Here is a 13,637-nt window from a genome sequence, read left to right as displayed (position 1 = left end):
ATGAGTAATGAAGTAATTTACGGTATTCATGCCGTTAAAGCGATTTTAGCGACCGACCCTTCCCGCTTTATCGAAGTGATGGTGTTAAAAGGGCGCCAGGATGAACGTCTGGTACCTGTGCTAAATGAGATTGCGATGTTGGGGGTCAGCATCCAACAAGTGGGTCGCAAGGCCTTAGACGACAAAACCCAAGGTGCGTCGCACCAAGGGATAGTGGCACGTGTCAAAGCGGGCCGTCAGTACAACGAAAATGACTTGGAGGCGATTCTCACCAATACCGAGAACCCTTTGTTGCTGGTTCTTGATGGTGTCACCGACCCGCACAATTTGGGGGCGTGCTTACGTACCGCGGATGCGGCGGGAGTCAGTGCGGTGATTGTCCCGAAAGACAAGTCCGCTCAGCTCAATGCCACGGCGCGAAAAGTGGCCTGTGGCGCCGCTGAAGTGGTGCCTTTGGTGCGCGTGACCAACTTAGCGCGAACCATGCGTGCGCTCAAAGAGCAGGGCGTGTGGTTTGTGGGCACGGCGGGTGAAGCCGATCATGATGTTTACGACACCAAATTAGTGGGGCCGCTCGCCTTAGTGATGGGCGCAGAAGGAGATGGCATGCGCCGTTTGACCCGTGAAACCTGTGATGAGCTGATCCGGATCCCAATGGCGGGTAGCGTGTCGAGCTTGAACGTGTCCGTGGCGACCGGCGTCTGTTTGTATGAAGCGGTGCGTCAGCGTCGTTAAGCACAGCGCCTCTTGCTCAACGTTGAAGAAAAACGCCCCAGCTTGGGGCGTTTTTTATTTGGGAGGAAAAGCAGTTCGTTACAGCAATTGCCAGACTGCGGCGCTGCCCGGCTTGTCGCCTTGCGTCCACCACTTGGCTTGGTAGCGTTGGTTGTTATATTCAACTTCAGCGCCGCCCGAATAAGCGACGGTTGCTTGCCATTCACTGCTTTGGTTGGCTTGGCTATCCCCGACGCGCTCCCATGGGCCGCCTTGGTCTGGGCGCTGGCCTTTGGTCCACCACTTGGCGCGATACTCAACCCCTTGATACAGGACACGATCGCCACCCACATACACAGTGTTTTCATCCCACGCTGGCAAGCCACTGGCCGGCGTCACGGTTACCGTGAATTGCGCTTGCGTGGTGTTGTCGCCATCGCTGACCTCGACCGTGACCACATAGTCGCGATTCTCCGTCACGGTGGGCGCGGTCAGGGTCACCTGATCACCGGTGCCAGAAACGGCCAGATCGCCGGATGCACGGTAGGTGTAGCTGAGTGGATCGCCATCTGGGTCGTTTGCCTCAATCGTCACGCGGGTTTGCTCACCGCTTTTCAGGCTAACAGGGGCGATAGGTGCCACGGTGGGGGCTTGGTTTTCACCCGGTACCACCACCTTAATGATGGCGCTGGCCTCGGCATTGGCTTGGCCGTCTGACACCGTCACCGACAGGGAATAGTCGGCGCTGGTGCTCACATCGGGGGCGGTCACTGTGACCGAATCCGAGTCGCTATTGGTCAGAGCCAACGCCGCATCGCCTTGCCAGCGATAGGTCAGTGTATCGCCATCCCGATCACGCCCATTGGCAGCAATGGTTAACGACGCTCCGGGCGCCAGCGTATAGCTTTGCTGCGCAAGGGTAACGGTTGGAGCACTATTGACTGGCGGCTGACCATCCTGTGCTAATCCCTCGTGCATCGCATTAAGGATATCGCCATTGTCGGCATCGATTTCCCAAGCAAACAAACCGGCAAAGTTATGATTACGCACATACTGGCCTTTGGCTTTGACCGAGCGCTGGTTGTCATAAGTGACGAGCTTACCGTTGTCTGGGTTCCAAACATAAGCCGCTTCGGCTTGCTCATCATAGCCGGGTTGAAAACCATTGATGCCGTTCCCCGCGCTGCCGAGCATGGATTTGACGATGCCTTTGTAGTCAATCACACCGGCTTCCCAAATACCGTCTGCGGTGCTGCCTTTGATCGGGCCATTTCCGGGTGCGGTCATCGGGTTGCTAGGATCGGTCGCATTGGCAGGGAAAACGCCTTCCCAGCCACGGCCGTACATCGCGGTACCAATCACCATTTTTTCCGGTGGTACGCCGCTTTCTAGCAGTAATTGCACGCCATTATCGAGCGTGTAGGCCGGGCCTTTGCGGGGCTCGCCGTTATCATCGACGCCAGTACCATCACATTCATCGGCGCTCATATGGCTGCCGCAGTAAAGGGCGGTTTGGTGACCGGTGACATTATTCCACGCGCCGAAAAAGTCGTAGGTCATGGCAAAGATGTAATCCATGTACGGCGCGCTGGCGCTGTAATCGACGTTGGCGATTTTGTCATAACCGGCACCGACGGCCGAGGTGAGTTGGTACTCACGGCCCGTGTCGGCCTCGAGCTCATCCAGCATCGCGCGCAGCTCACGCATTAAGGCTGCGTAGGCTTGGCTGTCTTTATCTGGATTGCCTAAATCTGGGTTGGCACCGCCACCGCCTGGGTATTCCCAGTCAATGTCGACCCCATCATAGAATTTCCAGGTTTGTAGGAACTCTTTCATCGACGCAACAAAGACGTCACGGTTGGCTTTGTCGGTGAAATCATAGAAGGGGTCTGACAGGGTCCAGCCGCCAACAGATGGGAGAATTTTCAGATCCGGGTAGCGCTGCTTGAGCGCCATCATTTGCGCGTAAGTGCCACCAATCGGATCTTTAGCTGGTGTGCCGGGCAGTTTTTTCTGAATCGCCGCCCAAGGATCGTGGATCACCACTTCATAGTCGTTTGAGCCTTGGCAGGCGAGCTCAAGTGCGCGCAAGCTGTTGCCATTTTCGATGTCGCCCAATGACTCATTGGGGCCACAAATGGGGATAAAGCCATATAAGATGTGGGTGAGATTCCCCGCGGGCACCTGACTGACATCGAAGTTACGGCCATAAATGCCCCATTCGACAAAGTATGCCCCCACCACGGTATCAGGCTGTTTGGGGTAGTCATTGTTATTGGGGTCGACATTCATCGGCAGTGGGTCAAGGTGCACACCGTCGGTGTCTGCGATCACGATGGGTTTGGCGGCACTGGCCGCGCACTGGCCATCCACGCCACCTTCACACAAGGCGAGTTTAAGCTGGTGGCGGCCGCCTTTGTCATAGGGGAAAGTGACAACGCCAGATTTGGTTCCTGCCGGTAAGGTGCCTTGATTGACGACCTGATCGTCAAAGTACACCTTGTAGCTATCACCACCATCACCGGACCAAGCATTCCATTTAATCTCAATTTGGACTTCGTCCACGCGTTGCACCAGATCTTTGTAAGATCCGCGGCCATATTCGTCGACTTCAACAAAAGAATAGTTTTGTGGCTTCCAGTCCAAACTTGGGGTTGAGGGGGCCGCCACGGCGTGGCTGGCACCCAGTGCCCCAGCAATCGCCAGAGAGAGTAGGGTCATTGGCTTCATGTTTGCTCCTTATTGTGTCACGCGTTGCCAAACAAGGGCAGCGCCGGGTTGCTCGTTTCGTGTCCACCATTTTGCTTGGTAGATGTTATCGCCGTAGCGCACGCGATCCTTGGCCACATAGACCTCAGAAGCGCGCCACGCGGGCAGGTCGCTGGTGGGTTCGTCGGTAGCCGGGATCACCGACAGGTTGAAGCTATAGCTATCGTGGTGGCTAAAGACTTGGTTTTGCACCACGTCATCGGCATTAAACTGGATCTCGCCGTGACGCATCACCCCGATACGCAAGGGCTCGTTAGCTTGTTGTTCGATAAGATTGGCCAGCGCTTGTGGCCAATTCGCCACATTTTGGTCGGTCAGGGTGAGTGTGACATCCACCACTTCTTGGCCTTGGCGATTGTGCAAGCGGGCACGCACGCGATCGCCTAATGCTGCCATTTGTGGATGCGCGACAAAGTAGCCCAGCTCGTGCCACTGGGCTGGCGCTGTCTGACTGGGGGTGATGGTGATGTCGGCACAGTTGTAGAAGCCTTCACCGGCCGGATCAATGCGTTGCCAACGGCTATAGAGAATGGCGTCACCTTGACGATCGGCGGGCAGGGTCACGGTCATATCGTAATACCGGTTTCCGTCATCGCCGATCACAATGGGCAGATCGCCAAAGGTGTCGATCTTCTCGAGATCATCCCACGTCAGCGCATCGGTCGCGCCGTTGTAGTCTGGCTTGGTGAGATAAATTTCCCAATAGCTTGGGTTGTGAGGTGTGGTGGCGCGAAAACGTACGTCAATTTGGCCATTGCCATCTGGGGTGACCTCGGTGCGTTGCCAATCCGGTGAGGGCAAACTGATCCCGGCTTTATTGGGATCGCCGGCACCACATAAGTTGCCATCGGTAACGGCCGCTTTCACCGCATCCATATTGCGATAATCCGCCACCAATTGCGCCGATTCATGGTGTTGTACAAACGGGTAGTGCCCCGACTCTAAGAACGCAGCGCGACAGGCAGCGTTAGGGATTCGTGATCCATCTGAAGGCCACCAATAGCCCCCTTGCTCATGGCAAATCGCTTGGCGTGCTTTGGGGTTGTCTAAATAGCCATGTGCCATCACCTGTGAACTGCTTGCGACCAGCGCAAGGGCCACGGCGGTACGACAGGAAAACTGTGTGAACGAAGACTTGAACATAACGACTCCTTAACGGGGGCACGCAGCCCCCGCATTCAAGACCAGAAATGGATTAGAGGCTGCAGACTTGGCGCCAAGCTTGACCACCGGGTGCCGCTTGGGTCCACCACTTGGCTTCCCATACCGCCTCTTGGTAGATAAGTTGGTCGCCACCGCTGGCATGGTTGCCCCCGTTAGGCCAGTTAGGGTAGGTACTCAGGCTGGCAACATCGACGCCGGGACACTGAGACTCTCCGCCACTTTGGCTGGTGCTACCGGGTAGCGCAGGCGGAAGGCTTGGATACTCCTGCTTCACCGCATAACGCTGGCCATCTTTTTCGATGGTGATATTGGTCGGGTTGGTGATCGGCATGTAGTACATCACCTGAGCATCCAAGGTTTCACCGGGCTTAAAGCTTTGCTCAATGCCGCCCCATTCGTTAATCAGGGTGATGGCAAAGCGATGGTGCGTAGCATCAAACCCGCCGATGTTGTTGCCACTGGCGTTGCTGCTATCACGGACCACTTCCATGCGTAGCTTTTTCTGAGCGTTCCAGTCAGATTTAAAAATGGCCGAGGTGGAAACTGGCACATCAAAGCTGATGGTGGCGCCCGATAAGTCCAGATCGGAGTGGTTGGTAAAGCGGAACGTGGGGCGAATAGGATAGTTGTCATCGCCCACTGGGAAGTTCAGCGCGTCAAAGGTGACATCCACTTGCTCGCTTGGCACTTGGAAGCTAGCATCGCCACGTTGCAGTGAGTAGTCGCTGCCAGCTTGCTTAAAGGTTTGGTACGCCAGCGAAGTCAGGGTATCGCCCATAAAGTAGGCTTGACGCTGATCATCATAGCGATAATCCCCCGCAAGCTCCCAGAACATCACCCCGCCTAGACCTTTATTGATCACGTAGTCGACTTTTTCGGCCATCGAGGTTTCGTCTTCCATCGACAGGAATACGCCTTTTTCCTCGTTCCAAACCCATGGCGCTTTGGCGATGTCATCGTAATAAGCTTGATAGCTACCGGTGAGGCGATCGCTAGGATCTTGTTCAGGGTCGAGCCCGTACTTCGCGGCATAGGCCGGTAGTTTGCCGTCGAGCAGGTTTTTCACATGCCATAAAGGGTTGGAGCCAGCAGGCACTTCGTTGCCGAGCTCGTCCACATCATGCCAAAGGTTATCTATCCCGATTGCACCGTTGCCGCATTTGTTTTTCTCACCGACACCAGTGCCGGCTGGGCACTCGCTTTGGTTTGGCAGTGGTGCGCGTCCCCAAAGGCCTTTATCGCCGCCTTGTACGTCTTTAAAGCCGCGGGTGTAATACGGGATACCGATATTGATACGGCCGGGTGACATACCGCCCATAAAATAGGTTGCTGCCCAGTCGGTATTTAAATAACCAATCCCCTCAAATTCAGGCGTTTGGTAGACATTCCACTGTTTAAGCTCTGAGTCTTCGCCGGTGTCATACAGTGGCGCTTGATGGCCAACATGATCATTCCATGCCCCATGTAGGTCATAGCTCATGATGTTGACGTAATCTAAGTATTGGGTGGTTTGGAAAGTTTCCATCCCGCGCAATAAGTAACCCGATGACGGTGCGGCGATGGTCAGCATATAGTGCTTGTCATCTTGCGCACTGGCTTTATCGAGCGCTTCACGTAGCGATTTCATCAGCACTTGGTAGGATTTATTCAAGTGCGCCCGACGTGGGTTAGAGTACTCGAAATCGTCCGGATGCCCCGAGTCTTTCATTGACGATGGGTATTCATAATCAATGTCTAGACCATCAAAGCCATACTGGCGCAAGAAGGCGACGGCACTGTCGGTGAAAGCCTTAATGCCTGCTTGGTTGACGCTGCCATCGGCATTGGTGGTCATGGTGTAGAAACCGCCACTGTCGATACGCTCGCCGTTTTCACCGAAGTAGCCCCCAGTTTCGGCCCAGCCACCCACGGAGATCAGCGTTTTCACGTCGGGGTGCTGCTTTTTATACTTGTTGAGCAAGTTAAAGTGGCCTTTGTACGGCAGGGTTGGATCCATCTCTGCGCCGGCCACGCCCGGCCAGGTCATCTGGGTCGCTGGATTATCGGGTGCATTGGGATCGCCGATAGACAATTGGTTGTCCGCGTTGACGTGAGCAAAGGCGTAGTTAATGTGGGTAATCTTTTCCCAAGGAATATCGCTGACTAAATAAGCGGGCTGGCCGTTGGCACCGTTTCGCCAGCTGGTGAAATAGCCGATAACACGGCGAGGGTGATCGGCGCCCATGTCTTCAAGGCCGTTCTCGTCATACACCGAACAATATGGCACGTCGACATCTGGGGTGGTGTATAAACCAGCCGGACGACAGGCATACTCATCGCCGCCGGTTTGGTCATCCCCCACTACCTGTTGCAATGTTTGGGTATCGGTCGCGCCTTTGTCGTCGGTCACGGTGAGACTAAACGTAAAGCGCCCCGTTTGTTCGGCTTGCCAGTCAATGGTGGTCGCTTCTGCACCTTCATATAAGACAGTGTCGCCTTGTGAGAGTACGAATGAGGTCACTGTGCCATCCGTATCGGCCCCGGCGAGGGTGAAGGTGAGTGTGTCGCCAACCTCAACGGGTCCAGACGGTGACACGGTTAAGGTTGCGGTAGGGGCTTGGTTAACGCTGCCCGCGCACTGGCCGAGGATTTTCCATGCTTTCCACTCGCCAGACTGAGTGGCAGGATCGGCTTGCGTCCACCACCTTGCCTCATAGGCGGTATTGTCCGCTTTGACTTGATCCCCTTTGGTGTAGGTATTGCCATTCTGCCAATCGGGCAGAGGCTGGCAATCAACCGCAGCATGCACGCTGGGGCTACTTAACGCGAGCCCCGCCAAACCTAGCGCGACGGCACGTGATGGCGTCATTAGTTTCATATTTTGCTCCCAAAATTTTTGAAGCGAATTTCATCAATGCAGTCAGTGATTGATGCGTCCTTCCCTACGCTTTTTGCACTAAAAAACCGACTTACAGGTCAAGTCTAGGCAACAATGTGGTTATATTGGGCAATGAATGCCAAGAAATGGAGGCGAAGGTGTAATAATTTGAGCGCGGGTTCAGAAATTAATTATCGATAAAAAAGAAGTGCATCAATAGCGTGATGTCGGTTGAAAATTAAACAAACTTGACAGTTTGCAGGCTTGATTTCTTGATTTTTTTGCGATTTGTCATGCTTTTTCGGTCTATGTCACGGAGAATGTTATCAGTATGTTGTTGTTTTGAGCGAATTAAGTGGTGCGCACATTCTATGTTGTAAAGGGGGAGGATAAGGCGCGTGTTCCGATAAGTAACGCAGCGAGGGCCTTTTGACGTTGTGGTGACACGGTGACAGAAAGATAAGCGGATAAAGAGAAAATCTGTTTGCTTATGGCGCTGCAATTCTGTACTATCTCGCGCCTGATTCTCGGTCTTTTACTTTTCGTTCCTTGCTTCCGCTGGACGACCGAGCCAATTGTGGAAGCTGATTAATCCGTAAGGAGCAACTCAATGCGTCATTACGAAATCGTATTCATGGTGCACCCTGATCAAAGCGAGCAAGTTGCTGGCATGATCGAGCGTTACACTGCGTCTATCAAAGATGCAGGCGGTCAAATCCACCGTCTAGAAGACTGGGGCCGTCGTCAACTGGCTTACCCAATCAACAAGCTGCACAAAGCACACTATGTTCTGATGAACGTAGAAGCTGAGCAGGCTGTGATTGACGAGCTGGAAAGCATGTTCCGCTTCAACGACGCGGTGATCCGTAACATGATCATGCGTACCAAAGACGCTATCACTGAGCCATCTGTCATGATGAAGGCTAAAGAAGAGCGTACCGCTAAGCGTGAAGAGCGCCCAGAAGCGAAACCAGAAGCAAAAGCTGAAGCGCAAGCTGAAGGCGAAAACGCAGCTGAGTAATTGCTGTGATGACCAATCGGTTGGAGCTTGCTGGTGTTATCAGTAAAGGTCCGGTCCGTCGCCAAAGTCCTGCAGGAATTCCGCACTGTCACTTTGTGTTAGAGCACCGTTCCACGCAGGTTGAAGCTGACCTACCTCGACAAGTGTTTTGTCGCTTATCCGTGGTAGCCAGTGGGCAAGTGTCAACACAACAAACGCAAAATTTAGTTTTAGGCAGCCATATCAAGGTAAGCGGGTTTCTCGCCTACCAAACCAGCCGACAAGGCGAGGGTAAATGGGTATTGCATGCCGACAACATCATAGACATTTAGATCAGGAGATAAGCCCATGGCACGTTTCTTCCGTCGTCGTAAATTCTGCCGTTTCACTGCAGAAGGCGTTACAGAGATCGACTACAAAGATGTAGCGACTCTAAAAAATTACATTACCGAATCAGGTAAAATCGTACCTAGCCGTATCACTGGTACTCGTGCTAAGTATCAGCGTCAACTGGCTCGTGCTATCAAGCGCGCTCGTTACCTGGCCCTGCTGCCGTACACTGACAAGCATCAGTAATCGGAACTGTCCAAGTTAGAGAGGATTGAAGAATGCAAGTTATTCTACTTGATAAAATCGGTAACCTGGGTGGCCTAGGTGATCAGGTAACTGTTAAATCTGGTTATGCGCGTAACTTCCTTATCCCTCAGGGTAAAGCAGTTATGGCAACCAAAGCCAACATCGAACACTTTGAAGCACGTCGTGCTGAGCTAGAAGCGAAAGTTGCTGAGCAACTGGCAGCCGCTCAAGCGCGTGCAGAAAAAGTTGAAGCACTAGAAGCGGTTGAAATCGCCTCTAAAGCGGGTGATGAAGGTAAACTATTTGGTTCTATCGGTACCCGTGACATCGCTGATGCTGTGACTGCAGCAGGCGTTGAAATTGCGAAAAACGAAGTGCGTCTACCAGAGGGCGCATTGCGTCACACTGGTGAGTACGAAATCAGCGTACAGCTGCACTATGACGTGTTCGCAACCGTAAAAGTAAACGTTGTTGCTGCTTAATCGCGCATCAAAACGTTGATAAAAAGCCAGCCCTCGGGCTGGTTTTTTTATAGCCACTGATAGCGAAGGCCGACGGTTAGCACGCTGTCGTGGTGCTTCAATCCTGGAGGCACATCCGTCATATAGTTGTGTTTGCTGGTTATTTTTATCGAAAGCTTTTCGGTAATGGTAGAAGCCAGAGTGACGGCACCTTCCACGCTGGTATTACTGGCGCCCGAGATTACAATGCTTCTCCCCTCTAAGCTGACACTGTCGACCAGTTGCCACTCTCCTTTAGCCTGTGCACGAATCACCGGCTCGCGAACCGAGTAAGGCATGATGAGATCGTCATCGTCGATTTCATCAAGATTGGGACGCTGGTAGCGATACCCTGGCCCCACTTCCGTGCTGAGTTGGAAGGTGTCACTTTGCCACCATTGGTGGCCAAGCCCTGTGGCTAACATAAAGTCATCGTAATAGGGACCGTAGCGGTCAGCGACATAGGTAGCGTTTAGTAAGACATAGCTGCGCGCGCTAATACCACGGTTTGCTTGGGCTTCTAATTCTGTTTTACGTTTATCTTCCTCGCCATCTTTTTCCACTTGTAGCACGCTCGCGCTGGCTTGATAACGTGTTTGTTCGCCATCATATTGACCATTCACTTCCCCGTTGACTGTTTGTGAATCGGCATTGCCGCTTAACTGTTGCAGTCCTAACGACAAATCACTTTGCCAAGGGGATGACGTGGTCTCCGTGGCGTGGCTAAAAGGGAWATATAATGTGGACATCACAAGGAAGAGGGACGGCACTTTCATCGYGAATCACCTGTTGACAATATCGCGCCTTATCCTAGGTGTCCTGGCCTCCTAGGCGGTCAAATTTAAGTTAAAATCTCGGGGACTTATTCAGCGTTTGGAAAAAAATGCTGCATGGGGCAGCGTCCTGCGAGGACAGCGGGTATAATGACCCCCAGTAGCAATAGGTGAGTTTTTATGGCAGACAATCGTAAACCCGCAAAAGATCAGCAAGTCGCTAACCTCAAAGTGCCCCCACACTCTATCGAAGCCGAGCAGTCTGTGTTGGGTGGTTTGATGTTGGATAACGAACGTTGGGACGCGGTTGCGGAAAAAGTGGTCGGCCATGACTTTTATAGTCGTCCGCACCGATTGATTTATGAGTCCACCAAGTCTTTGCTTGATGAAGGCAAGCCGCTTGACTTAATCACCTTATCTGAACACCTAGAAAAAACCGGTCATTTGGATGATGTGGGCGGTTTTGCCTATCTGGCTGAGTTGGCTAAAAATACGCCAAGTGCGGCGAATATTGTCGCTTATGCGGATATTGTCCGCGAACGAGCCATGGTTCGTAACCTGATTGGGGTAGCCAATGAAATTGCGGATGCCGGCTATGACACCCAAGGGCGCACGTCAGAAGATCTGCTCGATATGGCGGAGAGCAAGGTGTTTGCGATTGCTGAGTCACGTACCAGTGAGACCGAAGGGCCGCAACATATCGACTCGGTGCTCAGTAAAACCCTTGAGCGTATCGAAGAGCTTTTCAAAACCCCACAAGATGGGGTCACGGGCGTATCGACCGGCTTTACTGATCTGAACAAGAAAACGGCAGGTTTGCAGCCTTCTGATCTTGTGATCGTGGCGGCTCGTCCTTCAATGGGTAAAACCACCTTTGCGATGAACCTGTGTGAAAACGCGGCGATGGATCAAGAAAAGCCGGTACTCATTTTCTCGCTCGAAATGCCAGCTGAACAGCTGATGATGCGTATGTTGGCCTCGCTCTCACGGGTTGACCAAACCAAGATCCGTACCGGTCAGCTTGATGATGAAGACTGGGCGCGTATCTCGTCATCGATGGGGATCTTAATGCAGAAAAAGAACATGTACATCGATGACAGCTCCGGCCTGACGCCGACGGATGTACGTTCACGCGCGCGCCGTGTTGCCCGTGAGCATGGTGGGGTGAGCATGATCATGGTCGACTATCTGCAGCTAATGCGTGTTCCTGGCTTGCAAGAGAATCGAACTCTTGAGATTGCCGAGATCTCCCGCTCCCTCAAAGCGCTCGCGAAAGAGCTGAATGTGCCTGTGGTGGCGCTATCACAGCTTAACCGTTCGTTGGAGCAACGGGCCGACAAACGCCCGGTTAACTCGGATTTGCGTGAATCGGGTGCCATTGAGCAGGATGCTGACTTGATCATGTTTATTTACCGCGACGAAGTCTATAACCCGGAAAGTGCGATGAAAGGGATTGCAGAAATCCTGATTGGTAAACAGCGTAACGGCCCGATTGGCTCGGTACGACTGACTTTCCAAGGGCAGTATTCGCGATTTGATAATTATGCAGGGCCGGCGTTTGATGACGAGTAATCCTTTTATCATGACGAATGCGGCCAAAGCCGTTATCGATCCGGAGGCGATGATACACAACATCCAGGTGATGCGTCGCCAAGCGCCCAATAGCAAAGTGATGACAGTGGTTAAATCGGATGGTTACGGCCATGGTTTGGTCTCAGTGGCCTCCACACTTGCGCCTTATAGCGATGCTTTTGGGGTGGCACGGATTGAAGAAGCACTGACGTTACGACAGGCCGGTATACGCTTGCCTATTGTTTTGTTGGAAGGTTTTTATGAAGCCGACGAGCTGCCGCTATTGGTTGAACACCAACTGACCGCCACGGTGCACTGTGATGAGCAAGTCACCATGCTGACTAACGCGGCACTGAGTGAGCCTTTACCCGTGTGGTTAAAGGTCGACTCAGGGATGCATCGCTTGGGCTTCGAGCCGGGCCAAGTACCAGACGCGCTCTCTGCCCTGACAGCGTGTGACAATGTGGCGCCAGACATCGGCTTTCTCAGTCATTTTGGTTGTGCCGATGAAATGGATAACCCCATTACGCAAGCGCAAATAGACACCTTCACACAGGTGACAGAAGGACTGCCTGGTGAACGCTCACTGGCGGCGTCGTCGGGAACCTTGTTTTGGCCGCAAAGTCACTTTGATTGGGTACGACCCGGCATTTGCCTATATGGCATTTCGTCGCGGATTGAACTGACGGGTGAACAGCTGGGCTTGAAACCGGCGATGCGCTTAACCTCAAGGGTGATGGCCGTTCGCAAGCTAAAAGCCGGTGAGCCGGTAGGGTATGGCGCGCGCTGGCGTAGCGAGCGCGATACGCTGATTGGTGTGATAGCCATCGGTTATGGTGATGGCTACCCACGACTGGCGCCCGATGGCACCCCTGTTTGGTTGAATGGCCGCGAAGTGCCACTTGCTGGGCGGGTATCGATGGATATGATCACGGTCGATTTAGGGCCAGATGCCACTGACAAAGTGGGGGATGAGGCGGTGTTATGGGGGCCTGAGCTTCCCGTGGAGCGCATTGCCCGCTTGGTCGATACCATCGGCTATGAGCTCGTGTGCCAAGTGACCGGCCGAGTGCCGCGCCAATACCTGACCACCACCTCTGAGCAGCGGGCGGCCGGCTAGGCCCCGCCCCCTTATCTAAACGTATGCTGGCCAGCGAGACTAGACGTTGGCTTGTGGTGCGCCTTGCAGGGTCACTACCAAGGTACGCATGCCGCCCTCATCGCGATGCTCGCCTAGATAAATCCCTTGCCACGTGCCTAAATTCAGCCGACCTTGGCTGATGGGCACCGTGACGCTTGCGCCTAACAATGACGCTTTGATATGCGCTGGCATGTCATCGTCCCCTTCGTAGGTGTGGCGATAATAAGGCGCTCGCTCAGGTACTGAGTGATTAAAGTGCGCCTCCATATCTTGGCGCACGGTCGGGTCGGCGTTTTCATTGAGGGTTAAGCTCGCCGAGGTGTGCTTGATAAACACTTGCACCATACCTACATCCATGTCGCCCAACATGGGGAGCGCTTGCACGATCTCGTCGGTGATCAGGTGAAACCCGCGCGGCCGAGCACGCAGACGAACCTCAGTTTGATACCACATAAGCAATCCTTGTTGTGATCTTTATCGTATGCTGTTGGCTCACAGGCGATCCAACTATTCTATGATTGATCGCAACCTACTCACAGCGATTAGATGTGAGAATCGAGCCATGATTATG

12 protein-coding genes and 2 pseudogenes are annotated in these 13,637 nt (G+C 53.3%); 7 read left to right on the top strand and 7 right to left on the bottom strand.

Annotation, left to right across the window (positions count from 1 at the left end):
* Complete coding sequence (rlmB, locus tag BZG73_RS04220; RefSeq protein WP_046074372.1) at positions 1 to 735, top strand: 23S rRNA (guanosine(2251)-2'-O)-methyltransferase RlmB; 735 nt, start codon at positions 1 to 3, stop codon at positions 733 to 735.
* Between the two features lie 78 nt (positions 736 to 813).
* Here rlmB and BZG73_RS16315 read toward each other — a convergent pair whose 3' ends face one another.
* From BZG73_RS16315 to BZG73_RS04205, 5 genes and pseudogenes are all read right to left on the bottom strand, one after another.
* The gene (locus BZG73_RS16315) at positions 814 to 1,113 is read right to left on the bottom strand and encodes a carbohydrate-binding protein (protein ID WP_407690278.1); all 300 of its coding nucleotides are present in this window, start codon (positions 1,111 to 1,113) and stop codon (positions 814 to 816) included.
* A gap of 9 nt (positions 1,114 to 1,122) precedes the next feature.
* Positions 1,123 to 1,359: pseudogene (locus BZG73_RS16310) on the bottom strand (Ig-like domain-containing protein); the annotation flags it as partial.
* 96 nt (positions 1,360 to 1,455) lie between these two features.
* Positions 1,456 to 3,435: pseudogene (locus tag BZG73_RS04215) on the bottom strand (glycosyl hydrolase family 18 protein); the annotation flags it as partial.
* A gap of 18 nt (positions 3,436 to 3,453) precedes the next feature.
* Positions 3,454 to 4,626 (bottom strand): lytic polysaccharide monooxygenase, encoded by a 1,173-nt coding sequence (locus BZG73_RS04210; RefSeq protein WP_077667685.1) that lies wholly within the window; start codon positions 4,624 to 4,626, stop codon positions 3,454 to 3,456.
* Between the two features lie 52 nt (positions 4,627 to 4,678).
* Positions 4,679 to 7,504: a glycosyl hydrolase family 18 protein gene (locus tag BZG73_RS04205; protein ID WP_077667684.1), complete on the bottom strand. Its 2,826-nt coding sequence runs from the start codon at positions 7,502 to 7,504 to the stop codon at positions 4,679 to 4,681.
* A gap of 610 nt (positions 7,505 to 8,114) precedes the next feature.
* Between BZG73_RS04205 and rpsF the strand changes: the two genes are divergently transcribed.
* The 4 genes from rpsF to rplI are packed head-to-tail and all read left to right on the top strand — an operon-like array spanning position 8,115 to position 9,562.
* Complete coding sequence (gene rpsF / locus BZG73_RS04200; protein WP_046074370.1) at positions 8,115 to 8,525, top strand: 30S ribosomal protein S6; 411 nt, start codon at positions 8,115 to 8,117, stop codon at positions 8,523 to 8,525.
* An 8-nt stretch (positions 8,526 to 8,533) separates the two neighbouring features.
* A complete protein-coding gene (gene priB, locus BZG73_RS04195; protein ID WP_046074369.1) occupies positions 8,534 to 8,836 on the top strand; it encodes a primosomal replication protein N in 303 nt (100 codons plus the stop codon).
* Between the two features lie 16 nt (positions 8,837 to 8,852).
* A complete protein-coding gene (rpsR, locus tag BZG73_RS04190; protein ID WP_021023493.1) occupies positions 8,853 to 9,080 on the top strand; it encodes a 30S ribosomal protein S18 in 228 nt (75 codons plus the stop codon).
* 32 nt (positions 9,081 to 9,112) lie between these two features.
* Positions 9,113 to 9,562 (top strand): 50S ribosomal protein L9, encoded by a 450-nt coding sequence (rplI, locus tag BZG73_RS04185; RefSeq protein ID WP_046074368.1) that lies wholly within the window; start codon positions 9,113 to 9,115, stop codon positions 9,560 to 9,562.
* 47 nt (positions 9,563 to 9,609) lie between these two features.
* Here rplI and BZG73_RS04180 read toward each other — a convergent pair whose 3' ends face one another.
* Positions 9,610 to 10,356, bottom strand: a complete 747-nt coding sequence (locus tag BZG73_RS04180; protein WP_077667683.1) for a DUF481 domain-containing protein — start codon at positions 10,354 to 10,356, stop codon at positions 9,610 to 9,612.
* A 177-nt stretch (positions 10,357 to 10,533) separates the two neighbouring features.
* Here BZG73_RS04180 and BZG73_RS04175 point away from each other — a divergent pair, with 177 nt between their 5' ends.
* Together BZG73_RS04175 and alr are read left to right on the top strand one after the other, a co-directional pair.
* Positions 10,534 to 11,925, top strand: coding sequence for a replicative DNA helicase (locus tag BZG73_RS04175; protein WP_077578833.1), 1,392 nt, complete (start codon positions 10,534 to 10,536; stop codon positions 11,923 to 11,925).
* Positions 11,915 to 13,045 carry an alanine racemase gene (gene alr, locus BZG73_RS04170; RefSeq protein WP_077667682.1) on the top strand — a complete coding sequence of 377 codons (1,131 nt, stop codon included), beginning with the start codon at positions 11,915 to 11,917 and terminating at the stop codon, positions 13,043 to 13,045. Before BZG73_RS04175 ends, alr begins: the two co-directional genes overlap by 11 nt.
* 39 nt (positions 13,046 to 13,084) lie before the next feature.
* On the opposite strand, the gene BZG73_RS04165 is transcribed toward alr, so the two are convergent.
* Complete coding sequence (locus BZG73_RS04165; protein WP_077667681.1) at positions 13,085 to 13,519, bottom strand: secondary thiamine-phosphate synthase enzyme YjbQ; 435 nt, start codon at positions 13,517 to 13,519, stop codon at positions 13,085 to 13,087.
* Positions 13,520 to 13,637: the final 118 nt, after the last annotated feature.

Origin of the sequence: Salinivibrio siamensis, assembly GCF_001996005.1 — a bacterium.
Classification (GTDB): domain Bacteria; phylum Pseudomonadota; class Gammaproteobacteria; order Enterobacterales; family Vibrionaceae; genus Salinivibrio; species Salinivibrio siamensis.
This window is presented reverse-complemented; position numbering and strand designations above follow the sequence as displayed.